This is a genomic window from Roseovarius lutimaris (genome assembly GCF_900115165.1).
GTDB classification, from domain to species: Bacteria; Pseudomonadota; Alphaproteobacteria; order Rhodobacterales; family Rhodobacteraceae; genus Roseovarius; species Roseovarius lutimaris.
The window spans coordinates 73,932-96,232 of the sequence record NZ_FOVP01000010.1; the positions used below are offsets into that span (position 1 = coordinate 73,932).

Consider the following 22,301-nt stretch of genomic DNA (forward strand, 5'->3'; position numbering starts at 1 on the left):
TTCTGCGAAAATTCTAGCCCCGTGACAACCGTGCGGCGCGTCCGCCGCGGCGTTTGCGCAGCATCGGCTGGCGGTCGGGCAGGGCGGCCATGATCTCGCGCCGCTCTTCGGGGGGCATTTTCGACCAGCGGGTGATTTCGTCGATGGTGCGCAGACAGCCGGTGCAAATCCGCGCTTCGGGATGGACCACGCAGACCTTGACGCAGGGCGAATCGACCTCATTGCGTTTCCACGGGGTTTCATCGGTCAAAGCGCTGTCCTCACATGTCGCAAACGATCCAGTACTCCCTGAAGGATATAGGCCGCCGCGACATTGTCGATCACCTGCTTGCGACGTTTTCGGGACGCATCCGCCTCCAGGAGCGCCCTTTCGGCCGCCACGGTCGATAACCGCTCGTCCCAGAACCCGATTGGCAGATCTGTCAGCCGCTCCAGATTGCGCGCAAAGGCGCGGGTTGACTGGCAACGCGGGCCCTCTGATCCATCCATGTTGCGCGGCAGCCCAAGGATAAGCCCGCCGACCTCGCGGCTGGTTGCGATCTCAAGCAGGCGTGCGGCATCAAGGCCGAATTTCTTGCGCTGGATCGTTTCATGCGGGCTTGCCACCGACAAGAGCCGGTCCGAGATCGCAACCCCGATGGTCTTTTCCCCGAGATCCAGCCCGATAAGAGGGCGCCCTGGCACCAATGCGGCGTCGAACCTCTCGATATCCTCGATGATCATTCGACTATCCCGGCATTGGAGGCGGCGGCGCGCAGGGTATCAAGCATCGCCGGATTGGCGGCGAATACCACCTGCGCTTCGGTCCAGACCTGTTGCGCCTTGTCGGTCTCGCCAAGCACACCGTAAGCGTTGATCAGCCGCGCCCATTCCTCGGCACTGCCGCCACTTGTCGACAAACGCTCGGCCAGCCCGGCAACCATGCCGCGGATCATGTCCTGACGCCCCTCGGCGGTCATCCCGGCGGCATTGTCCATATCCTCGCTGGTCGGTCCGCGCAGGCCACCGACGGGGGGCAGCGCATATTTCACCCCGGCGCGCGCCGCCAGCTCTTCGATCTGGGCGCGGATCGGGGCGACCCATGGCGCATCTGGCGTGCTTTCCTCAAGCAGCGCCTCCCAGGTGCGAAACGCGCCATCGGGGCGGTCCACCTGAAGAAGATAGAGCCCGAGATAGAATCGCGCACTTGGCTCGCGCGGATCAAGCCGCAGCGCCTCGCGCAGGGCGGTTTCCGCCTCGCCCGAAACATAGCCCGCCGCGGCATTGATCATCAGATCGGCCAGCATCGCGTGATCGGCGGCACTCGCCGCATCGCCCTTGAGCGCAACAAGCTGTTGCTGGGCGCGGCGTGCGGCCGCCATATTGCCAAGCGCCGCCTCACTGCGAACCAGAAATTGCAGACCTTGCTGATCCTCGGGGCGCTCTTTCACGGTCTTGCGCAGCTGTTCGATGAGTGCGAGGTAATCCTGGCTTGTGCCTTCCGGGATGGTTTCTTCGACGGGTCCAAGGCGGGCCTCTGCCGCGTCCTGCGACAGACGTTCGGCGCGCGCCGCATCCGAGGCGGCAATCCGTTTGGCAATCGGCAAATCGCCATATCCCGGCGCGCCGACCTGAGCATAGATCAACACACCGCCGCCCGCGATCACCGCAATGATAAGCCCCGCCGCCAGCCATCCCGCGATCCGCGGCTGGCCGCCATCCTCGCCGCCCTCGCGCAATTGCGCATCTGCCGCCAGAATCCGGCGTGATACCTCCGAGCGCAACCGCTGTGCCTCATCCTTGCTTATCACGCCGCGTGCAAGGTCGCGATCCACCTCTTTTAGCTGATCGCGGTAAACCTGAAGGTCATAGGCGGCAGGCGGCGCATCGCCGACGCGCCCGCGCAACAATGTCAGCGCCAGAACCGCTCCGATTGCGATGGCCAAACCCGCGACGATGATCCAGAAACCCATGGTTTTCCCCCTCTTGCAGGTTCCATGTAACGGCGCGCGCACCGGGAAAAAAGGGTCAAGTGGTCACGCCCCCGTCAACAGGCAGCGCCCAGATGTCGCAATGTCGCAATTGATGTGCAAATCGCCGCCCAGAGTATCCTTTTCAACCCCGGCGCGGCGCATTACGGTCGCAGCCGCAGGGATGCCTGCGAATCCACTAGTCCTGAGGCCGTGCATGAAACGTTATTCCGCCTTTGCCATCGCCCGCGAAGCCCTGCGTTACCACATGGGGTGGGAGCGTGCCTGGGCCTCGCCCGAGCCGAAAAAGAAATACGATGTCATCATCATCGGGGCGGGCGGGCATGGCCTTGCCACCGCCTATTACCTTGGCAAGAACTTTGGCATCACCAATGTGGCGGTGCTTGAAAAGGGCTGGCTTGGCGGCGGCAACACCGGGCGCAACACCACGATCATCCGCTCGAACTACCTTCAGGACCCCTCGGCGGCGATCTACGAAAAATCGCGCTCGCTCTACGAGGGCCTGAGCCAGGATCTGAACTATAACATCATGTATTCGCCGCGCGGTGTGATCATGCTGGCGCAGACCGAGCACGAGGTGCGCGGCTATCAGCGCACGGCGCATGCCAATGCCCTGCAAGGCGTCACGACCGAGTTCATCTCGCCCGCCCGCGTCAAGGAAATCGTGCCGATCATCAATCTCGACGGGCCGCGCTATCCGGTGCTTGGCGGCCTTTGGCAGGCCCGCGGCGGCACGGCGCGCCACGATGCGGTGGCCTGGGGCTATGCGCGGGCCTGCTCTGACATGGGCATGCATATCCTCCAAAAATGCGAAGTGACCGGCATCACCCGCGACGGCGCCCGCGTCACCGGCGTCAGCACCAATCGCGGCGATATCGCCTGTGACAAGCTTGGCGTCGTGGTGGCGGGGCATTCGGGCCACCTTGCCGAAATGGCCGGCTTCCGCCTGCCGATCGAATCCGTCGCCCTTCAGGCGCTTGTCTCGGAGCCGATCAAGCCCTGCATGGATTGCGTCGTGATGGCCAATACCGTGCATGGCTACATGAGCCAGTCCGACAAAGGCGAAATGGTCATCGGTGGCGGCACCGACGGCTATAATAACTACACCCAACGCGGCTCTTTCCACCATATAGAGGAAACCGTGCGCGCCCTGATCGAGACCTTCCCGATGGTCAGCCGCCTCAAGATGCTGCGCCAATGGGGCGGCATTGTCGATGTGACCGGTGATCGCTCGCCGATCCTCAGCAAAACCCCGGTGGATGGCATGTTCATCAACTGCGGCTGGGGCACGGGCGGCTTCAAGGCGATCCCCGGCTCTGGCTGGGGCTTTGCCGAAATGATCGCCAAGGGCCACTCGCCCCTGACCGACGCCTTCGGCCTCGATCGCTTCCATCAGGGCCGGTTTATTGATGAGTCTGTCGCGGCGGGGGTTGCGCATTGATGGCGAGTTTGCGTTCTTCCGCAATTCGGGCTGTTTGGGCGGAATCTGGCCTAGGCCAACCTGCCCAATTCGCGGAGTTTGGCCCAAATCAACCGGGGATTTCCGCTCAGCCTTCTCAGATCGTCCCTGGTCGCTCATCCTTTCTATGCTTCAGAAAGGAGGACACCCAATGTCCGACTATGATCAAACACAACACAACCGCACTTATCCGCACAGCACAGTTGACGAGAGCCGTAGCGGCCTCGGCCCCTTTGCGTTGCTCGTTGTCATTGCGATCCTCGGCCTTTTCGTGCTCATCGGCAGCCTCGGCGGCGGATCGACCCCTGTCCAGCATCCGGGTGGCGCAGGTGCCAACTCTGTCGCAGTGCCGGTTGATCCTGAACCGACCCCAACTGACGGCACAGCTGTCGTCGAATAACGACCACCACTCACGTAGACAACAAAGGCGGGTACTTCGCGGTGCCCGCCTTTGCCATGCGTTCCCCCTGCCTGCGAAAGGATGTTAAAATGCTGATCCTTGAATGCCCCTGCTGCGGCGTGCGTGGCGAAGAAACCGAATTTCACGGCGGTGGCGAGGCGCATATCAAACGTTTCGGCCCCGGCTCCTCGGATGAGGAATTTCAGGGCTACCTCTTCGCCAAGGAAAACCCCAAGGGCGTGCATTTTGAACGCTGGCGCCACAACAACGGCTGCGGCAAATGGTTTCTCGCGGCCCGCGATACCATGACGCTTGAGGTCTACGGCACATACTCCGCCCAGACCCATGAGCCGCCCAAACATATCCGCGAGGCGATCACCGCAAAACGCCCGGGCTGGACATGGAGAGAGTTCTCATGATCCTTCTTCTTGGCAAAAATACTCAAATTCTCACCGCAGCCACAGGCACGAGGGTCTAGCCCATGAGCACACGTCTGGCCACCGGCGGCCGCCTTCTCGACACGGGCCGCGCCGTCAATTTTACCTTTAACGGCAAACGCTTGCGCGGCCATGTCGGCGATACGCTAGCCTCGGCTCTACTCGCCAACGACCAGATGCTGGTGGGGCGCTCGTTCAAGTACCACCGCCCGCGCGGCATCGTGGCAAGTGGGGCCGAAGAACCCAACGCGCTTGTCGGCCTCGGCAGCGGCGCGCGGTTTGAGCCGAACCAGCGGGTCACCACGACCGAGCTGTTTGACGGGCTTTCGGCCAATAGCCAGAATCACTGGCCAAGCCTCGACTTCGACGTCGGCGCAATCAATGCGAAACTCGGCCGCTTCATGCCTGCGGGTTTTTATTACAAGATGTTCATCCATCCGCGCCCGTTCTGGAAACATGTCTACGAGCCCTTCATCCGCCACGCTGCCGGTCTTGGCAAAGCGCCGAAAGACCGCGATGGCGACCGCTATGAGCATTTTTATGCCTTCACCGACGTGCTTGTGATCGGCGGTGGTGTGGCCGGGCTTCAATCCGCGCTCTGCGCCGCTCAATCCGGCGCCAAGGTGATGGTTCTGGAACAGACCGCCCATTGGGGCGGACGCGCGCCGGTCGATGGCGGCACTGTCGATGGTGCGCCGGTCGAGGCCTTCATCGAGGGCATTATTGCAAAATTGCAAGACATGCCCAATGTCACCCTGCGCAACCGTTGCATGGGGGCAGGGGTCTATGATCACGGCTATGCGCTTGGCTATGAGCGGATCACCGATCACGCGCCCGACGTGGACGCGCCGCGCCACCGCCTCTGGCGCATTCGGGCCAGCCAGATCATCACCGCCACCGGCGCCATCGAGCGCCCGCTCAGCTTTGCCGGTAATGACATTCCCGGCGTCATGCTGGCGGCCGCGGTACGCGACTACGCGGTGAACTACGGCGTCTCGATTGGTGATCGCACGGTTGTCGTGACCAATAACGACGATGCCTATCGCACCGCGATCACGCTCAAAAATCTTGGCCTCGACATACCGGCGATCCTTGATGCCCGCGCCTCGGGCGGCGGGGCCTTGGCGGATGAGGCCCGCGCGCTTGGCATCCGGGTCGAGAACGGCAAGGCCATCGCCTCGGTCAAGGGCGGCAAGCGGGTCACCGGCGTGGCGATCTGCGCACAGGCCGGCGAAGGCGCTGTGCTCGAAGAAATCAACTGCGACGCGGTTGCCATGTCGGGCGGCTGGTCGCCGGTGGTTCACCTCTGGTCACATTGCGGTGGCAAGCTGATCTGGGACGCCGAGCGCGCCCATTTCCGCCCCGACGCCAGCAAGCCGCCGCTCGGCGCAACCGGCGAGGGGTTTGTGATCGTGGCGGGTGCTGCCAATGGCGCGGGCGATCTGGCCGCGACGCTGGCCGACGCCGACGCGGCGGGCAAGGCGGCGGCCACGGCCAGCGGGCACAAGCCGAAGAACGTCGCTGCGCCGCAAGGCTCGGCGAGCGATGAGGCGCCGCTTCTGCCGGTCTGGCTCATGCCGCAGGGCGCGGGCATCAATCTGCGGATGAAATCCTGGCTGGATTATCAGAACGACGTCAAGGTGTCGGACGTGCAACTTGCCGCGCGCGAAGGCTTTGAGAGTGTCGAGCATGCCAAGCGCTATACCACCCTCGGCATGGCGACGGATCAGGGCAAGTTGAGCAATATCAACGGTCTGGCCATTCTCTCGGACGCGCTTAACCAGCCGATCCCGCAGACCGGCACAACCACCTTCCGCCCGCCCTACACGCCGATTTCACTGGCGGCTATCGGTGGCGAGGCGCGCGGCGAGATATTCCAGCCGCTGCGCAAGACCCCGATCCATGGCTGGCACGAAGAGAACGGCGCGCATTTTGAACCGGTCGGTCAATGGCGGCGCCCCTATTGCTATCCACGCGGCGAGGAAAGCCACCGCGACGCGGTCAGCCGCGAGATCAACCAGACCCGTGGTGCGCTTGGCCTTCTCGATGCCTCGACCCTTGGCAAGATCATCGTCAAGGGCCCGGATGCGGGCAAGTTTCTCGACATGCTTTACACCAATATGATGAGCACCCTGAAACCGGGCCGCTGTCGCTATGGGTTGATGTGCAACGAAAACGGCTTTTTGATGGATGACGGCGTGGTTGCGCGCATCGACGAGGATACCTTCCTATGTCACACCACCACCGGCGGCGCCGAAGCGATCCATGGCCATATGGAAGACTGGCTGCAATGCGAATGGTGGGATTGGAAGGTTTATACCGCTAATGTGACCGAGCAATATGCCCAAATCGCCGTGGTTGGCCCCAAGGCCCGCGCGGTTCTTGAAAAGCTGACCGAGGATGACCTGAGCGCCGAGGGCCTCAGCTTCATGGGCTGGAAGGATCTCACGCTGGCGGGCATGCCTGCGCGCGCCTATCGGATTTCGTTCTCGGGCGAGCTGAGCTATGAAATTGCGGTGCCTGCAAGCTATGGCCGCGCGCTCTGGGATGCTTTGCTTGAGGCGGGCGGCGAATTTGACGTGATGCCCTATGGCACTGAGGGTCTGCATGTGATGCGCGCCGAAAAGGGCTTTATCATGATCGGCGATGAGACCGACGGCACGGTGATCCCGCAGGATCTCAACATGCAATGGGCGATTTCCAAGAAGAAAGACGACTATCTTGGCAAACGTGCCCAGGAACGCAGCCATATGGCCGATCCGAAACGCTGGAAGCTGGTCGGGCTTGAGACGCTTGATGGTTCGGTCCTGCCCGATGGCGCCTATGCCACGGCGGCGGGCCATAATGCCAATGGTCAGCGTGAAACCCAGGGGCGCGTCACCTCGACCTATTATTCGCCGACGCTCGGGCGCGGGATTGCCATGGGCCTTGTGCTTGATGGGCCGGATCGGATGGGCGATGTGATCGAGATTCCAAAGGTGGATGGCGGGATCGTCAAGGCGCGAATTGTCGATCCGATCTTTTTCGACAAAGACGGGGAAAAGCAAAATGTCTAACGCAGTCAGCGCACTGGCCGGGGCCAGCTATGATGGCTTTGCCCGGATCGAGGATCAGGGCCTGCACGGGATGATCACCCTGCGCGGGGATCTGGCCAGCAAAGAGGTCAAGGCGGCCGTCAAGGCGGCCACCGGGCTGGCCGTGCCCGGCCAGCGTCAGGCGCTCAGCGGGAGTGACACCGCCGCGCTCTGGATGTCGCCGGATGAATTGCTGTTGATGTGCCCTTATGGCGATGTGGCGGCTACGCTTGCAAAGATCGAAAAAGCCCTTGCCGGTCAGCATTTCCTGGTCGTCAACGTCTCTGACGCGCGCACCTTCCTGCGCATCAGCGGTGCGGGTGCACGCGAGGTTCTGGCCAAGCTTTGCCCGGTTGACCTCTCGCCAGAGGCCTTTACTCCCGGCATGTTCCGCCGCACCCGCATGGCGCAGGTGCCTGCCGCCTTCTGGCTTGACGAGGCGGGGGCGTTTCATCTGATCTGTTTCCGCTCGGTTGCGGATTACGCCTTCAACCTGTTGAAAACATCGGCAAAACCCGGCGGCGAAGTGGGCTATTTCGCCTGATCCCGCCAAACCCGACAGAAAAACTCCGCCAAGCGGGGTTGACCTTTGCGGGATCAGGCCACCATGTATGGGGCATCTGATTTGAACGCACAGAACAGGGGGATAACCCAATGGCTTTTGAACTTCCCGATCTTCCTTATGCCCACGACGCGCTTGCCGCGCATGGCATGTCCGCCGAAACGCTCGAATATCATCACGACCTGCACCACAAGGCCTATGTCGACAACGGCAACAAGCTGATTTCCGGCACCGAGTGGGACGGCAAGTCGCTTGAGGCGATCATCAAGGGCACTTATGACAAGACGGCCGTGGCGCAAAACGGCATCTTCAACAACATCAGCCAGCTCTGGAACCACAATCAGTTCTGGGAAATGATGAGCCCCAAGAAAACCGGCATGCCCGGCGAGCTTGAAAAAGCCATCACCGACAGCTTTGGCTCGGTTGACGAGTTCAAGTCGCAGTTTTCCGCCGCTGGCGCAGGGCAGTTCGGCTCTGGCTGGGCCTGGCTTGTCAAGGATAGCGACGGCTCGCTGAAGGTCACCAAGACCGAGAATGGCGTCAACCCGGTCTGCTTTGGCCAGACCGCGCTTTTGGGCTGTGATGTGTGGGAGCATTCCTATTACATCGACTTCCGCAACAAGCGCCCGGCCTATCTTACCAACTTCCTCGACAATCTGGTGAACTGGGAAAACGTCGCCTCGCGGATGTAACCCAAGCGATATCAGGGCGCGTTCGCCCCTGAGAATTGCCCCGCTGGCGCGTCGTCAGCGGGGCTTTTTCGTGCCTTGGCGCAAATTTGGCGCGTATCGCCTTGCCTTGCCCCGCAGGATCAGGCAGCAGGTTGAGAGACATCAAAACCCATAGGACACCCCATGCGCGAGGCGACAAAAGGGATCATTGCGATGGTCGCCACCTGCACGATCTGGGGGCTGTCGGGGATTTATTACAAGCTGCTGGAGCATATCCCGCCGATTGAAATTCTCGCGCATCGCACGCTTTGGTCCTGTGTTTTCTTTGCGCTGATCCTTTTGGTGCAGGGGCGGATTTCTGTTTTGGGTCAAACGGTTCGGAACCGCCGTTCGGTTCTTCTGATCGGTTTTGCGGCGCTGATGATCTCGACCAACTGGTTCGTGTTCATCACCTCGATTCAGGTGGGCCGTGCGGTCGAGGCCTCCTTGGGCTATTACATCTTTCCGCTGGTGGCGGTGCTTTTGGGCGCTGTGGCCTTTGGCGAGCGCCTTGGCCGGGCGCAGATGGTTGCGGTGGCCTTGGCGGTGTCGGCGGTGGTGACGCTGACGGTGGGCCTTGGCGTGGCGCCCTGGATCGCGCTTATTCTGGCCTCATCCTTTGGGCTTTACGGCCTTGTAAAAAAGGGGCTTTCGGTTGGCCCCGTGGTGTCGGTCACCGCCGAGGTCATGCTTTTGTCACCGATTGCCCTGGCGGTTTTGTGGTGGTTTCATTCCGACGGGCATGGCGCCTTTGGCACGTCCTTTCGCGACAGCGCGCTGCTGGCGTTTTCCGGGCCGCTGACCGCCACGCCGCTGATCATGTTCAGCTATGCCACCAAGCGCATCCGGCTGGCGACCGTGGGCCTTGTGCAATACCTCAACCCGAGCCTGCAATTTCTTGTCGCCACGCTGCTTTTCCGCGAGGTCTTCAGCTTTTGGCACGCGATTGCCTTTGCGATGATCTGGACCGCGCTCGCGATCTATACCACCGCATCCTTGCGTCAGGACAGGGCGGCGCGCAGAGCAATTATCAAATCCTGAACACTATCAACGGCTTGCATGAAGTCCTTAAGGGATTCATCGGCAAAGCCCTGGTCCACGACGTGATCCATCAATTGCATGAGGGGCGCCCAGTACCCTTCGGTATTCAATAGAAAAATGGGCTTTGCATGCAGGCCGATCTGGCGCCAGGTGAGAACCTCGAAAAACTCATCCAGCGATCCGGCGCCACCGGGCAAAACCACAATGGCGTCCGAGTTCATATACATGACCTTCTTGCGCTCGTGCATGGTTTCGGTGACCACGAGATGGGTCAGGTCTGTCTTGCCCACCTCAAGACTCATCAAATGCACCGGGATCACGCCAAAGGTGTCGCCCCCCGCGTTCTGCGCTGCGCGCGCGGTGGCCCCCATCAGCCCGACATCGCCCGCGCCATAGACAAGCCGCCAGCCGTTTTGCGCCAACATCTCGCCGACGGCGGTGGCGTCTTCGCTATATCGTGGGTTTTTGCCAGGACGTGCGCCGCAAAAGACACAGACGGACAGGACTGTCATGAAATCACCCCAGGCTAGGAAATGGTTGCTTTGACCCGTGATAGCCTTGTTGCTATTCTGCGGCAACCGTGCACTGTGCTGGGGACGGGGCGGAAGGAAAAACATGAGCAAATTGGCCGGTTTACGAACAGGTCCTGCGCTTGCGGCTGCGGGGGCTGCTGTCGTTGGGTTCGCCGGGCTGGCGATGTATCTCGGCGGCCTGTTTGATCCCGCAACAGCACCCGCACCAAGGCCAGCCGTCGAGGCGCAGCCCGAGCCGGTTGCGCAACCGCCCGCCAAGACCGAACCGTCAGGCGAGCCCGACGTGGCAGAGGCCCCGGTCGCGCCCGCGATGCCCGATCCGCCGTCAATCGACACCTTCCGGCTTGACCCGGACGGACAGATGCTTGTCGCAGGTCAGGGCGCGCCGGGATGGGTGATTTCGGTTCTGCTGGATGGCATTGGAATTGCGACGGCGGTGAGCGACCCTACAGGCAAATTCGTAGAGTTCCTTGAGCTTCCCGCTAGCGATCAGCCGCGCATTCTGTCGCTGAGCATGACGCCGTCCGAGGGCGGCGAAACGCTGGCCTCGGGAGATGAAATCATCATCGCGGGCACCCCGGTCGCCGTCGCAGATGAGGCCCCCGATAAGACCGTATCCACAGTGGCCCTGGCGGTTTCCGATCCCGCGCCCGCCCCGGAGCCAATGACCCCAAGACCCGACATAATCGAGGCTACGATATCCGAGGCCACAACAGAGGTCACAGAACAGGCTTTGACGCCAGATGTTGAGGCACCCGCGACAGAGACGCCAGAGGCCCTTGCCGCGCCAGCCCCTTCGGTTGTTGTGGCCGCCCCCAAAACGCCGGGGCGCGAAACGCCAAGGCCCGAATCGGCAATGCCCGAACCACCAATGCCCGAAACGCCAAAACCTGAAACGCGAAGGCCGTCGGCCTCGCCAACTGTTCTTCTGGCCGATGACACTGGCGTGCGGGTGCTTCAGGCCCCGGTTGCGGCGGGGGCGGCACCCGAGGTCATGTCAAGCGTGGCGCTTGACGCGATCACCTATTCCGACGATGGCGATGTTCATCTCTCTGGTCGCGCCCAAGGCACTGGATTCGTTCGCATCTACCTTGATAACAGGCCGGTTACGACCTCGCGTGTGGCGGCGGATGGCAACTGGAATAGCGATCTTCCAGAGGTAGATACCGGGGTTTATACCCTGCGCGTCGATGAGGTAAGCGCCGAGGGATCGGTCATTTCGCGCGTCGAGACGCCCTTCAAGCGCGAGGATCAGGCGATCCTTGCGACGCAGGACAATGCCGATCAGACCGCCCGCGTGCGCGCCGTCACGGTTCAGCCGGGATCGACACTTTGGGCGATTTCGCGTGAGACTTACGGCGATGGCATCCAGTATGTGCGCGTTTACGAGGCCAATCGCGACCGGATCCGCGACCCCGATCTGATCTATCCCGGACAGGTGTTCACTCTGCCGCAATAGGGCGGGGCTGGCAATTGGCCTATCGGCGGTCTATCTGTGTGACAAGCGATTGAAAAGGCTTGCCCATGCGCCACTCCCAAGTGACAAGTTCCGAAATGCCCAGCAACGGCTGGCGCACAATTCGGCGCGTCGCCCCATACCTGTGGCCCGCCGATCAGCCTTGGGTCAAGCGGCGGGTTGTGCTGGCCATACTGGCGCTTTTCGTGGCCAAATTCGTCGCGGTTGGCACGCCGTTCTTCTATAAGGCGGCGGTCGATGCCCTGGCCGGTGAGGGACAACCCGCCGCCTGGATGCTTGGCGCGGGCGCGGTCGGGCTTACCGTGGCCTATGGCATGGCGCGGTTGATGAATGTCGGGTTTCAGCAACTGCGTGACGTGATCTTCGCGCGTGTGGCACAACGCGCCCTGCGGTCGCTTGCGCTTACGACGTTTCGCCATATCCATGCAATGTCGATGCGCTATCACATCACGCGCAAGACCGGCGGGCTTAGCCGGATTATCGAGCGCGGGGTCAAAGGCGTGGAATTCCTGTTGCGGTTCCTGCTGTTTTCCATCGGGCCGCTGGTGCTTGAGCTGCTGATGATCGGTGTCATCCTCTGGGTGATGTTTGACGTCTGGTATCTTGTCGTGGTGATGGGCGTGATCGCGGCCTATGTGGCCTTTACCTTCAAGGTGACCGAGTGGCGTGTAAAGCTGCGCAAGGAGATGAACGATCAGGATACCGACGCCAACCAGAAGGCGGTCGATAGCCTGCTGAATTTCGAGACGGTCAAGTATTTCGGCGCCGAAACCCGCGAGGCGATGCGCTATGATGCGGCGATGGCGGGCTATGAGCGCGCAGCGCTTCAGACCTCCTATTCGCTGGCCTTCCTCAACTTTGGTCAATCCTTTCTGATCACCGGGGGGCTTGTCGCGGTGATGGTGATGGCGGCCTTTGGCGTGCAAAGCGGGGCCATGACTGTGGGCGATTTCGTCATGGTCAACGCCTATATGATTCAGATCACCATGCCGCTCAACTTTCTCGGAACCGTCTATCGCGAAATTCGCCAGTCTCTGGTTGATATGGGGGAAATGTTCGATTTATTAGAGCAAGAGCCAGATGTTGAGGATAAAAAAGATGCCGATGTTCTAAAAGTGAAAGGCGCGTCGGTGCGTCTTGAAGCGGTGGACTTTGGATATGACAGCAAGAGACCGATTTTGAAGGGGGTCACTCTGGATGTGCCCGCCGGTCAAACGGTGGCCGTGGTTGGCCCCTCGGGCTCGGGTAAATCCACTATCGGGCGATTGTTGTTTCGGTTTTACGACGTGCAATCAGGTGCGGTTCTGATTGACGGTCAGGACGTGCGCGACGTGACGCAAGACAGCCTGCATGCGATGATCGGCGTCGTGCCGCAGGATACGGTGCTGTTCAATGACACGGTCGGCTATAACATCGGCTATGGGCGCGACGGCGCAACCCAGGCCGAGATCGAAGAGGCCGCGCGCGCCGCGCAGATCCATGATTTCATCGTGAGCCTGCCAGAGGGCTATGACACCCCGGTCGGCGAGCGCGGGCTCAAGCTCTCGGGGGGCGAGAAACAGCGCGTCGGGATCGCCCGGACCCTGTTGAAAAATCCGCCGATCCTGTTGCTGGACGAGGCCACAAGCGCGCTTGATACCCAGACCGAGCGCGACATTCAGGGCGCGCTTGCCAAGGCCGCCGAGGGGCGCACGGTGATCACCATCGCGCACCGCCTCTCGACCATTGCCGATGCCGACCGGATTGTCGTTCTGGAAGAGGGCCGGGTGGTCGAAGAGGGCAACCACGCCGAGCTTTTGGCGCGTCAGGGTCGCTATGCCGGCCTCTGGCAGCGCCAGGCGCGCGAACAGGATGAGGTCGCGGCCTGAGCAGGGAACTGCCATAAAGACAGGCGCACTGCGAATCTGAGGGCGCGCGAGATTGTGGCGCTACATATCGCACTTGCCAGTTCTTGACCGCGATATATAGTAGGTCTTAGGAAGGTGCAGGGGCGCCCGCCCATGAACCTGTCGCGACCACGATCCGGGTGAAGGGAAGTCAGTTACATGGACGGCGATTTCAGAACGGAATTTGTCAGAGAACCGGCCGCGCTTCGGAGCTATCCGGCGCTTGTTCTAAACGCCGATTACCGGCCGCTATCCTATTACCCGCTGTCACTCTGGACCTGGCAGGAGGCCGTCAAGGCGGCCTGGCTGGAGCGGGTCGATATCGTGGCAGAGTATGACCATTGCGTCAGAAGCCCGAGCATGACATTGCGGATACCGTCGGTAATTGTATTGAAAGACTATGTAAAACCTCAAAAGCGCGTGGCCTTCACGCGCTTTAATTTATTTCTGAGGGATGAATTTCGCTGTCAGTATTGCGGCGCGAAGGGCGAGCTTACCTTTGATCATGTGGTGCCGCGCGCCCGTGGTGGCGTGACCAGCTGGGAAAATGTGGTGGCGGCCTGTAGCCCCTGCAACCTGAGCAAGGGCTCCAAAAGCCTGCGCCAGGCGGGGCTTAGCCTGCGCAAGGCACCGCGCCCGCCCGAGCCTGAACAGCTTCGTAACATGGGGCGGAAGTTTCCGCCAAACCACCTGCATGAAAGCTGGCTTGATTTCCTCTATTGGGACGCAGAACTCGACGCATGAGCGGCGTGGGTTTCACCGACCCTACGCAGACGCAAAACTTGACGCTTGAGCGGCGCGGGTTTAACCGACCCTACGCAGGTAGAAAAGGCGCCTCTGCCGCAGGTGGGCAGGGCGCCTTTTGAAATCAAGAGTCGTAATAAGACCTTAGCCTTGTGCCGGTTTGGCGGCGGCCGATTGCGGCGGCGCGCTGCTGGCGGCAACCGGTTTGGGCGCGTTGGATTTGCCGCTGAGCGGGTCATCCTGGCGCTGGACCGAGCCTTCGAAATGGGCACCGGATTCGATGGCGATGGTTTTGTGGATGATGTCGCCTTCGACCCGTGCGGTCGAGGTCAGGCGCACCTTGAGGCCGCGTACACGACCCACGATGCGGCCATTGATAACCACATCATCGGCGATTACTTCACCCTTGACCGTCGCGCCTTCGCCGATGGTCAGAAGATGCGCGCGAATGTCGCCTTCAATGGTGCCTTCGACCTGAATGTCACCGGTGGTTTTCAGGTTGCCCGTCACATGCAGATCCGACGAGAGCACCGAAGCAGGCGGCTTGGCCTTGGGGGCCGAGGCCTTGAATTCCGTGCTCGACGCGCCCGAGCTGTCGGGGCGTGCGGAATCAAGCCGGTTTTCCGTCGGGGCCGGTTTTGCCTCGTTCGGCTTTTGCGCGGGTTCGTTGATTTTGCTCTTAGAAAACATTTTTTGCAGCCTTGATATATATCATCGGGTTGACGGGCTTGCCGCCGACGCGGATTTCATAGTGTAGATGCGTGCCCGTGGAACGTCCAGAATTTCCCATATCACCAATCCGTTCCCCGCGCGAGACCCTTTGCCCGACCTTGACGCGTATTTTTGACATATGGGCATAGCGGGTTTCGATGCCGAACTCGTGCTGGATCTTGACCAGGCGACCATACCCGGAGAGCCATCCGGCGTGAATGACCACGCCATCGGCGGTGGAATAAATCGGCGTTCCATGCGCGGCGGCGAAATCGGTGCCCTGATGCATCCGGCCCCACCGCTTGCCAAAGCCTGATGTGAATCTGAACGCGCTCTTGACCGGGATCGAGAAGGGCGCCTTTTGCGCGGCAATCCGATAAAGGTTCAGCTTGTCCATCTCACCCAGGATACGATTGGCGCGCTCGGCATCGGGCGAGGGCGCCTCGCCGCGGGTCGAAAACGACAGTGGCGTGAGCGGGCCGCCCTGACCGGAATGGCCCCGGCGCACGGTTTCGATAAGGCTGTCGGTGTTCAGGCCTGCATCGCGAAACATCTTGTCCAGCGGTTTGACCGAGATTGTCATGGCGTCTTCAAGCTGGCTGAATATCTGCTCATTCTGATCCTGCATAAGGCGGATCTGATGGGCCATCTCATCAGCATGCAAAAGCGCGTCCTCGGCATTGGCGATGGTATCGTCACGTTGCTGGGCGGCATCCTGCAAGGCGGCAGTCAGGAAATTCAGGGTGCCGTCGTCGGTCGCGGCATTGCTGGCATCGCCCCCCGAGGCATTGTCGTCTTCAAGCGCAAGCGCCAATGCGATGCTTTCCTCGCGGGCGGTTTCGCGTTCGGTCATGGTGCGGCGCAGGGTGGTCTGGATCACCTCGATGCCGGTTTCAAGCTCGCGGCGGCGGATTTCAGAGGCAAGCAATTCCGATTGCATCACCGAAATCTGCGAGAGGGCGGAACTAAATCGTTCCTGAGCGGCGATCGCTTCTTCGGCGCGTTTGTCGCGTTCGTGCGACAGGGAATTGAGGCGGTTTTCATAGGTGCGCTGATCGCGCTTGGCCTGTTCCCGGAAATTGCCGGCGCCGATGCTGTCCATCAACAGGATCGAGGTGGCAATGATCGCCCAGGCAACAATCGCAGCCGCGCCCGAGAAGGCAATCAGCTGAGTGGCGGGGCGCAGCCGGATAAACCGGGTGTCGGTGTCAGAACGCAAAAAGACCCGACGTTCGGGAAAGTAGCGCTCTAATATGGTGTTCATTTTGATCGCAAGTCGTGTTCTCACGCGGTCTTGTCCCCTTTTTTGCCCCTCGCAACCTCTGACGCTCTGATTGAATTTTCGGCGTCCTCCAGTGTGCTTAGCCAGTGCTTAACCTTTGGGCAAGAATTTTGACCAAAAGAGGGGGTGAATTGGGCCGTTTCCCGCTGGATTGGCAAAAAACCGCCGATCCCCAAAGGCTTGGCTAGTCTTTCGGAGGGGTGATTTCGGTCAGGGGCCAGTAGAAATCCGGCGGTATTCCTGCCTCGGCGCGCTTTTCCTCGTTGAAGGGCGGCTTGAGTGGGCCGTGGAAATAGCGGCGCACAAGATCATGAAACACGTCCTTTGGGTCAAGGTTGTGACGTCCGCACAGAAAATGAAACCACTTTGAGCCAAAGGCGACATGCGCCACCTCTTCGCCATAGATCACCTGCATCGCCTCGACGGCGGCGGTGTCACCGGCCTTGGTGAACAGCGCGATCATGCCGGGGGTCACATCAAGGCCGCGCGCCTCAAGCACCATCGGCACCACGGCGAGGCGGCCCATGAAATCATCGGCGGTATCCTCGGCGGCGCGCCACATGCCGGCATGGGCGGGCAGGTCGCCATAATGGCTCCCCATGGCTTCAAGGCAGTCGCTTATCAGATTGAAATGCTTTGATTCTTCATCGGCGGACTTGACCCAGTCGTCGTAAAATCCAATCGGCATTTCGGTGTCGGCAAAGCGCGCGATGATGTCCCAGTGCAGGTCAACGGCGTTCAGCTCGATATGCGCCACCGCATGCAGCATGGCGATCCGGCCCTTTTCTGATCCGGGGCGTCGGCGCGGCACATCGCGCGGATCAAGCAGCGCGGGCCGCGCCGGGCGGGCCGGTTGCAGAGGCGGGGCAGAATTGCCAATGGGAATGGTACGCCCGGCGGCGCGGGCGGCAAACCAGGTCTTGGCATGCGCCCGCGAGCACGCGGTTTTTTCATGGCCGTCGGCGGTTGTCAGCACCTCGACCGCCATCTGCGACAGGGTTTGCACGCTCACAGCGACTTCACCGCCTCAAGCACCTCTTCGGCGTGCCCCGGCACCTTGACCTTGCGCCAGACCCGCGCGATGCGCCCCTCGCCATCGATCAGGAAGGTCGAGCGTTCGATGCCAAAGAAGGTCTTGCCATACATGCTTTTTTCCTTCCACACGCCATAGGCTTCGCAAGTTTCGCTTTCGGCGTCCGAGACAAGCGGCACGCTTAGGCCCTGCTTGTCGCGAAATCTGTCGTGGCTGGCAACGCTATCTTTGGAAATCCCCACAATTGTGGCTCCGGCGGCGTCAAACGCGTCCTTGAGGCCGGAAAAGGCAATCGCCTCTTTGGTGCAGCCAGAGGTATTGTCGCGCGGATAGAAGAACAAAACCACCGCTTTGGGGCGCAGGCCCGACAGGGTCAGGCTATCCCCGCCATCGCGTGGCAGGGTGAAATCGGGGGCGATATCGGATGTGTCGGGCATGGCCGCTCCTTGTGATGCGAAATTGTGAGTTCCATATTAGGACGTAAAAGGCGAGAATAAAGGCAAGAGGCAGCAACGGGCGGCGCAAAGCCACCCAATCGGAACAAATGAGCAATATAAACAAGCACGGCACGCGAAAACGGCGGCTCAGGCGATTTGGGCTGGGTCTGTCTTTTTGTGTCTGCGTTGTGGTTCTTGCCGGGGCGATTGCGGCGGCGCTGGCGATAGGCACCCGGCTGACGGCGCCCGACTGGCTTCACCAAAGGATTGCGCAGCGGATCAATGCCGATCTGCCGGGGTATCAGCTCGACTTTGGCACCATGTCGATGGTGGTGAGTGACGAGTTCGTGCCACGGCTTTTGCTGCGCGATGTGGCGCTCAAGGGGGGCGATGGCGGGCAGGTGGCCAATCTCTCCGAGCTTGAGATCACGGTTGCGCCCGAGCCGATCCTTGATGGCAAGGTCAAGGCCTCGTCGGTCCGCCTGTCAGGGCTGCGCCTTATCTTGCGGCGGCGTGCCGATGGCGCATTTTCCATTGCGCTCGAAGGGCTGGGCGCGACCGGGGCCGAGGGCACAAGATTTGCCAATCTGACCGATCAGATTGATGCCGTCTTTTCCCGCCCGCAATTCGCCGCCCTGAACCGGATCGAGGCCGACAATCTGACGTTGCGCTATGAGGATGCGCGTGCGGGCCGCGCCTGGAGCGCGGATGGCGGGCGTGTGGTTCTGACGCGCGACGGCACGCATATCGGCATTCGCGGTGATGTCGCGCTGCTTGGCGCGCGCGATTATGCCACCACGCTCGAGGTCAGCTATGGCGGGCAAATCGGTCACAAAGAGGCCGATTTTGGCGTGAAGTTCGACGACATGCCCTCGGGTGACATTTCCGGGCAATCGCCTGCTCTGGTCTGGCTCGATGCGCTGGATGCCCCGATTTCAGGGGCGCTTCGGGCCACGGTCGATGGCGAGGGGCGGCTTGGGCCGCTGAGCGCGACACTTCAGATCGGCGCCGGCGTGTTGCAACCCACCCCGGCCACGGCGCCGATCGCGTTTCAATCGGCGCGCAGCTATTTCACCTATGATCCCAAAGCCAATGAAATCCGGTTTACGGAATTGTCACTCGATAGCAAATGGGTCTCGGCGCGCGCCGAGGGCACCGCGTTTCTTGTCGGCATGGAAAACGGCTGGCCGCGCGAATTGCAGGCACAGATCCGAGTCAGTGACATCCGCGCCGATCCGGCGGAGTTTTATCCCGACCCCATTCTTCTGGATCGGGCGGCGGCGGATATCCGGCTTCAGCTTGATCCTTTCGTGCTGTCCGTGGGCGAGCTGAGCCTTGAGGATCAGGGCCAGCATTTCGTGCTTGATGGCACGGTGCGCGGTCAAACCGATGGCTGGGATGTGGCGCTCAACGGTCGGATGGGGGCGCTTGCGCCGGACCGGCTCCTGGAATTGTGGCCGCTGGCGGTCAAGCCGAAGACGCGGACATGGATCGCCGAGAATGTGCAGAAGGCCGAGCTTCGCAATATTCAGCTTGCCCTGCGCGCCACCCCCAACGATCGCCCCGATGTGTTCTTGGGGTTTGATTTCGAGGGTCTGCAAGCCCGTTTTGTGAAACTGGTCCCGCCGATCACCGAGGCCTCTGGCCATGCGTCAATCTATGACAACCGCTTTGTGATCACCGCTGAAAGCGGTCATGTGGTGGCCGCGCAGGGCGGCAAGATCGACATAGCGGGCACCAGCTTCATCATCCCCGATGTGCGCGTGAAAAGCGGGCCCGCACGCACGCTCCTGCACACCGACAGCACCGTGACCGCCGCCCTGTCGCTGCTTGATGAAGAGCCGTTCCGCTTTTTGACCAAGGCCGGGCAGCCGGTGACCCTGGCCGATGGGCGCGCGACCCTTGCGGGACAGCTTGATTTGTTGCTCAAACCGAAACTGACCCCCGCCGAAGTGGCCTATGACGTGACCGGCACCCTTACCGGGGTGCGCAGCGAAACGCTGGTCAAGGACCGGGTGCTGGCGGCCAGTGAATTGCTGGTCACGGCCAGCAATACCGGCATCGAGATTGGCGGCGATGCGCGCATCGGGCGTGTGCCGGTCAGCGGCGCCTGGCAAATGCCGCTTGGCGTTGGCACGGCTGGCGACAGCAGCGTGTCAGGCGTGATCGAGCTTTCAGAGCAATTCGCCGATGAGTTCAACATCGGCCTGCCACCGGGCAGCATCTCGGGCGCGGGGCCTGCGGATATCACCATCAGTTTCGCCAAGGGCCAGTCGGCGCGCTTTGATCTGACCTCGGGCCTTGCGGGCGTCGGCCTTAGCCTGAAACAGCTGAGCTGGGCCTTGCCGCGTGCCGCCACCGCGCGCCTTGAGGTCGCGGGCACGATCGGCGAGCCGCCCGGTATCGACCGGCTCGAGTTCAACGGCGGCGGGCTTGAGGCGCGCGGCAGTGTCACCCTGAACGCCAATGGCGATCTGGATCGCGCGGCCTTTGAGACCGTCAAGATCGGTGATTGGTTGGCGGCGCCGGTGACATTGGTCGGGCGCGGTGCCGGGCAAAGCCCGCGTGTCGAGGTGCGCGGCGGCACGATCGACCTGCGCCAGACCTCGCTGAGCGGCGAGGGCGGGGGCAATGGCAGCCGCAACAGCGGCTCTGCCGGGGGGCCGGTGTCGTTGCAACTTGACCGCTTGCAGGTTTCGGACGGGATTTCCCTGACGGATTTTCGCGCCGAGCTTGATACCGCTGATGGCACGGACGGAAATTTCACCGGCAGGGTGAACGGCGCGACTTTGGTAAACGGGCGCGTGGTGCCGATGGACGGGCGCAGCGCGTTTCGCATTCAGTCAAGGGATGCCGGCGGCGTGCTCCGCTCGGCCGGCTTTCTGAAACAGGCGCGCGAAGGCACGATGGATCTGATCATGACCCCTGCGCCCGAACCGGGCAGCTATGACGGCACGCTTTCGATTGATCAGTTCCGCATCAAAGAGGCTGCGGCGCTTGGGGCGCTTTTGAACACGATAAGTGTGGTTGGTCTCCTGGAACAATTCAACGGCGAGGGGCTCCACTTTTCGCGGGTCGATGCCAGGTTCCGCCTGACGCCGGATCGCCTGACCCTGCTTGAGGGCAGCGCGGTCGGCGCGGCTCTTGGCGTGTCGATGGACGGGTTTTATTACATGGAAAGCGGCCAGATGAACATGCGGGGGGTTGTGTCTCCGGTCTATCTGGTGAATTCCCTCGGTGGGATTTTCAATCGCGCTGGCGAGGGGCTTTTCGGGGTCAATTACAAGCTGAAGGGCCTTGCCTCTGATCCGCAGGTTTCGATCAACCCGCTGTCGGCTTTGGCTCCGGGTGCGTTGCGTAACCTGTTCCGCAAGCCGGCGCCGACGCTTGGTGATGGGCCCGCGCAGACATCGGCCCCAGATGACACGCCGGACCGCGCCCCGGCCTATCAAAGACAGGACAGATGAAGCTAAGTGATTTTGATTTTGACCTGCCCGAGGCGCTGATTGCCACGCGGCCCGCGCGTCCGCGCACATCGGCGCGTCTGCTGGTGGCGCATGGCGACGCGATCACCGACACGAGGGTCAGCGCGCTTGGCGACTGGCTCTGCCCCGGGGATCGGTTGGTGCTTAACGACACTAAGGTTATCCCCGCGCGGCTAAGCGGGAAGCGCCACCGGCTGGGGGCACAGGGCGCGAGTGCCGCGCGCATCGAGGTGACCCTTCTGGAGCCGGGCGCCGATGGCAGCTGGAGCGCGCTGATCAAGCCGCTTAAAAAGATATCGGTGGGTGAGACGGTGGTGTTTTCGCCCGATCTCTCGGCGACGCTTGAGGCCAAGGAAGACGGGCAGGGGCGGCTTCGCTTCAACCTTGCGGGCGAGGATTTCGATGCGGCCCTGGCCGAGGCCGGCGCCATGCCCTTGCCACCATACATTGCGGCGCGTCGTCCGGCGGACAGCCAGGACAAGACCGACTATCAGACCGTCTGGGCGCGCCATGCTGGGGCGGTGGCGGCGCCGACCGCCTCGCTGCATTTCGATGAGCCGCTTTTGGCGCAGCTTGCCGGGATGGGCGTCACCTTTAGCCACGTTACCCTGCATGTCGGCGCGGGCACCTTCCTGCCGGTCAAGGTCGAGGATGTGACGAGCCATAAAATGCACGCCGAATGGGGCGAGGTGAGCGCCGGGGCCGCCGCCGAAATTGCCGCCACACGCGCGGCGGGCGGGCGTGTCATTCCGGTGGGCACCACGGCACTGCGGCTGATCGAGACGGCTGCGCGTGCGACCGGAGAGATCGCCCCCTGGCAGGGCGAGACCGACATCTTCATCTATCCCGGCTTTGACTTCCGTGTCACCGACGCCCTCATGACCAACTTTCACCTGCCGAAATCGACGCTGATGATGCTGGTCTCGGCGCTTGTCGGTCAGGACCGGCTGCGCCAGATCTACGCGCATGCGGTGGCTGAAAACTACAGGTTCTTTTCCTATGGCGATGCTTCTCTGTTGACCCCTCGTTGAAACGCTGCCACCGGGGCCGCGCAGGGACC

General features: G+C 61.7%; 20 protein-coding genes. 12 read left to right on the forward strand and 8 right to left on the reverse strand.

The window, feature by feature from the left end:
* Positions 1 to 13 precede the first annotated feature (13 nt).
* The 3 genes from BMZ91_RS10195 to ccmI are packed head-to-tail and all read right to left on the reverse strand — an operon-like array spanning position 14 to position 1,952.
* Positions 14 to 250 carry a DUF1289 domain-containing protein gene (locus tag BMZ91_RS10195; RefSeq protein ID WP_092838055.1) on the reverse strand — a complete coding sequence of 79 codons (237 nt, stop codon included), beginning with the start codon at positions 248 to 250 and terminating at the stop codon, positions 14 to 16.
* Positions 247 to 723 carry a Holliday junction resolvase RuvX gene (ruvX, locus tag BMZ91_RS10200; RefSeq protein WP_092838058.1) on the reverse strand — a complete coding sequence of 159 codons (477 nt, stop codon included), beginning with the start codon at positions 721 to 723 and terminating at the stop codon, positions 247 to 249. The genes BMZ91_RS10195 and ruvX overlap by 4 nt, the downstream gene beginning before the upstream one ends.
* Positions 720 to 1,952, reverse strand: coding sequence for a c-type cytochrome biogenesis protein CcmI (gene ccmI, locus BMZ91_RS10205; RefSeq protein ID WP_092838061.1), 1,233 nt, complete (start codon positions 1,950 to 1,952; stop codon positions 720 to 722). The genes ruvX and ccmI overlap by 4 nt, the downstream gene beginning before the upstream one ends.
* A gap of 214 nt (positions 1,953 to 2,166) precedes the next feature.
* On the opposite strand from ccmI, the gene BMZ91_RS10210 reads away from it, so the two are divergent.
* The 7 genes from BMZ91_RS10210 to rarD all read left to right on the forward strand — a co-directional run bounded on the left by BMZ91_RS10210 (position 2,167) and on the right by rarD (position 9,653).
* A complete protein-coding gene (locus tag BMZ91_RS10210; RefSeq protein WP_092838064.1) occupies positions 2,167 to 3,411 on the forward strand; it encodes a sarcosine oxidase subunit beta family protein in 1,245 nt (414 codons plus the stop codon).
* 169 nt (positions 3,412 to 3,580) lie between these two features.
* Positions 3,581 to 3,829 carry a hypothetical protein gene (locus BMZ91_RS10215; RefSeq protein ID WP_092838067.1) on the forward strand — a complete coding sequence of 83 codons (249 nt, stop codon included), beginning with the start codon at positions 3,581 to 3,583 and terminating at the stop codon, positions 3,827 to 3,829.
* An 89-nt stretch (positions 3,830 to 3,918) separates the two neighbouring features.
* Complete coding sequence (locus tag BMZ91_RS10220) at positions 3,919 to 4,248, forward strand: sarcosine oxidase subunit delta (protein ID WP_092838070.1); 330 nt, start codon at positions 3,919 to 3,921, stop codon at positions 4,246 to 4,248.
* A 62-nt stretch (positions 4,249 to 4,310) separates the two neighbouring features.
* Complete coding sequence (locus tag BMZ91_RS10225; protein ID WP_092838073.1) at positions 4,311 to 7,322, forward strand: sarcosine oxidase subunit alpha family protein; 3,012 nt, start codon at positions 4,311 to 4,313, stop codon at positions 7,320 to 7,322.
* Positions 7,315 to 7,884, forward strand: a complete 570-nt coding sequence (locus tag BMZ91_RS10230; RefSeq protein ID WP_092838076.1) for a sarcosine oxidase subunit gamma — start codon at positions 7,315 to 7,317, stop codon at positions 7,882 to 7,884. Before BMZ91_RS10225 ends, BMZ91_RS10230 begins: the two co-directional genes overlap by 8 nt.
* 110 nt (positions 7,885 to 7,994) lie before the next feature.
* Positions 7,995 to 8,594, forward strand: coding sequence for a superoxide dismutase (locus BMZ91_RS10235; protein ID WP_092838079.1), 600 nt, complete (start codon positions 7,995 to 7,997; stop codon positions 8,592 to 8,594).
* Positions 8,595 to 8,756: 162 nt separating this feature from the next.
* Positions 8,757 to 9,653: an EamA family transporter RarD gene (rarD, locus tag BMZ91_RS10240; protein ID WP_092838082.1), complete on the forward strand. Its 897-nt coding sequence runs from the start codon at positions 8,757 to 8,759 to the stop codon at positions 9,651 to 9,653.
* Here rarD and BMZ91_RS10245 read toward each other — a convergent pair.
* Positions 9,614 to 10,165 carry an LOG family protein gene (locus tag BMZ91_RS10245; protein ID WP_092838085.1) on the reverse strand — a complete coding sequence of 184 codons (552 nt, stop codon included), beginning with the start codon at positions 10,163 to 10,165 and terminating at the stop codon, positions 9,614 to 9,616. The two genes, rarD and BMZ91_RS10245, sit on opposite strands and share 40 nt — an antisense overlap.
* A gap of 103 nt (positions 10,166 to 10,268) precedes the next feature.
* On the opposite strand from BMZ91_RS10245, the gene BMZ91_RS10250 reads away from it, so the two are divergent.
* The 3 genes from BMZ91_RS10250 (at position 10,269) to BMZ91_RS10260 (ending at position 14,293) form a co-directional block, all read left to right on the forward strand.
* Positions 10,269 to 11,645 (forward strand): LysM peptidoglycan-binding domain-containing protein, encoded by a 1,377-nt coding sequence (locus tag BMZ91_RS10250; RefSeq protein WP_245736305.1) that lies wholly within the window; start codon positions 10,269 to 10,271, stop codon positions 11,643 to 11,645.
* Positions 11,646 to 11,710: 65 nt separating this feature from the next.
* Positions 11,711 to 13,531, forward strand: coding sequence for an ABCB family ABC transporter ATP-binding protein/permease (locus BMZ91_RS10255; protein ID WP_092838088.1), 1,821 nt, complete (start codon positions 11,711 to 11,713; stop codon positions 13,529 to 13,531).
* Positions 13,532 to 13,708: 177 nt separating this feature from the next.
* Positions 13,709 to 14,293 carry an HNH endonuclease gene (locus tag BMZ91_RS10260; RefSeq protein WP_092838091.1) on the forward strand — a complete coding sequence of 195 codons (585 nt, stop codon included), beginning with the start codon at positions 13,709 to 13,711 and terminating at the stop codon, positions 14,291 to 14,293.
* Positions 14,294 to 14,437: 144 nt separating this feature from the next.
* Here BMZ91_RS10260 and BMZ91_RS10265 read toward each other — a convergent pair whose 3' ends face one another.
* From BMZ91_RS10265 to BMZ91_RS10280, 4 genes are all read right to left on the reverse strand, one after another.
* Positions 14,438 to 14,983: a bactofilin family protein gene (locus BMZ91_RS10265; protein ID WP_092838094.1), complete on the reverse strand. Its 546-nt coding sequence runs from the start codon at positions 14,981 to 14,983 to the stop codon at positions 14,438 to 14,440.
* A complete protein-coding gene (locus tag BMZ91_RS10270; protein WP_177193838.1) occupies positions 14,973 to 16,292 on the reverse strand; it encodes a M23 family metallopeptidase in 1,320 nt (439 codons plus the stop codon). Before BMZ91_RS10270 ends, BMZ91_RS10265 begins: the two co-directional genes overlap by 11 nt.
* Positions 16,293 to 16,470: 178 nt before the next feature.
* Positions 16,471 to 17,274, reverse strand: a complete 804-nt coding sequence (locus tag BMZ91_RS10275) for a ferritin-like domain-containing protein (RefSeq protein WP_092838263.1) — start codon at positions 17,272 to 17,274, stop codon at positions 16,471 to 16,473.
* 20 nt (positions 17,275 to 17,294) lie between these two features.
* The gene (locus tag BMZ91_RS10280; RefSeq protein ID WP_092838097.1) at positions 17,295 to 17,756 is read right to left on the reverse strand and encodes a peroxiredoxin; all 462 of its coding nucleotides are present in this window, start codon (positions 17,754 to 17,756) and stop codon (positions 17,295 to 17,297) included.
* 107 nt (positions 17,757 to 17,863) lie between these two features.
* On the opposite strand from BMZ91_RS10280, the gene BMZ91_RS10285 reads away from it, so the two are divergent.
* Positions 17,864 to 21,223: a YhdP family protein gene (locus BMZ91_RS10285; RefSeq protein ID WP_092838099.1), complete on the forward strand. Its 3,360-nt coding sequence runs from the start codon at positions 17,864 to 17,866 to the stop codon at positions 21,221 to 21,223.
* The gene (gene queA / locus BMZ91_RS10290; protein WP_092838102.1) at positions 21,220 to 22,272 is read left to right on the forward strand and encodes a tRNA preQ1(34) S-adenosylmethionine ribosyltransferase-isomerase QueA; all 1,053 of its coding nucleotides are present in this window, start codon (positions 21,220 to 21,222) and stop codon (positions 22,270 to 22,272) included. The genes BMZ91_RS10285 and queA overlap by 4 nt, the downstream gene beginning before the upstream one ends.
* Positions 22,273 to 22,301: the final 29 nt, after the last annotated feature.

Excerpts from the sequence above, each read along its gene's own strand:
- ruvX (WP_092838058.1), bottom strand. The coding sequence starts at position 723 with ATGATCATCGAGGATATCGAGAGGTTCGACGCCGCATTGGTGCCAGGG.
- ccmI (WP_092838061.1), bottom strand. The coding sequence starts at position 1,952 with ATGGGTTTCTGGATCATCGTCGCGGGTTTGGCCATCGCAATCGGAGCG.
- BMZ91_RS10210 (WP_092838064.1), top strand. The coding sequence starts at position 2,167 with ATGAAACGTTATTCCGCCTTTGCCATCGCCCGCGAAGCCCTGCGTTAC.
- BMZ91_RS10215 (WP_092838067.1), top strand. The coding sequence starts at position 3,581 with ATGTCCGACTATGATCAAACACAACACAACCGCACTTATCCGCACAGC.
- BMZ91_RS10220 (WP_092838070.1), top strand. The coding sequence starts at position 3,919 with ATGCTGATCCTTGAATGCCCCTGCTGCGGCGTGCGTGGCGAAGAAACC.
- BMZ91_RS10225 (WP_092838073.1), top strand. The coding sequence starts at position 4,311 with ATGAGCACACGTCTGGCCACCGGCGGCCGCCTTCTCGACACGGGCCGC.
- BMZ91_RS10230 (WP_092838076.1), top strand. The coding sequence starts at position 7,315 with ATGTCTAACGCAGTCAGCGCACTGGCCGGGGCCAGCTATGATGGCTTT.
- BMZ91_RS10235 (WP_092838079.1), top strand. The coding sequence starts at position 7,995 with ATGGCTTTTGAACTTCCCGATCTTCCTTATGCCCACGACGCGCTTGCC.
- rarD (WP_092838082.1), top strand. The coding sequence starts at position 8,757 with ATGCGCGAGGCGACAAAAGGGATCATTGCGATGGTCGCCACCTGCACG.
- BMZ91_RS10245 (WP_092838085.1), bottom strand. The coding sequence starts at position 10,165 with ATGACAGTCCTGTCCGTCTGTGTCTTTTGCGGCGCACGTCCTGGCAAA.
- BMZ91_RS10250 (WP_245736305.1), top strand. The coding sequence starts at position 10,269 with ATGAGCAAATTGGCCGGTTTACGAACAGGTCCTGCGCTTGCGGCTGCG.
- BMZ91_RS10255 (WP_092838088.1), top strand. The coding sequence starts at position 11,711 with ATGCGCCACTCCCAAGTGACAAGTTCCGAAATGCCCAGCAACGGCTGG.
- BMZ91_RS10260 (WP_092838091.1), top strand. The coding sequence starts at position 13,709 with ATGGACGGCGATTTCAGAACGGAATTTGTCAGAGAACCGGCCGCGCTT.
- BMZ91_RS10265 (WP_092838094.1), bottom strand. The coding sequence starts at position 14,983 with ATGTTTTCTAAGAGCAAAATCAACGAACCCGCGCAAAAGCCGAACGAG.
- BMZ91_RS10275 (WP_092838263.1), bottom strand. The coding sequence starts at position 17,274 with ATGGCGGTCGAGGTGCTGACAACCGCCGACGGCCATGAAAAAACCGCG.
- BMZ91_RS10280 (WP_092838097.1), bottom strand. The coding sequence starts at position 17,756 with ATGCCCGACACATCCGATATCGCCCCCGATTTCACCCTGCCACGCGAT.
- BMZ91_RS10285 (WP_092838099.1), top strand. The coding sequence starts at position 17,864 with ATGAGCAATATAAACAAGCACGGCACGCGAAAACGGCGGCTCAGGCGA.
- queA (WP_092838102.1), top strand. The coding sequence starts at position 21,220 with ATGAAGCTAAGTGATTTTGATTTTGACCTGCCCGAGGCGCTGATTGCC.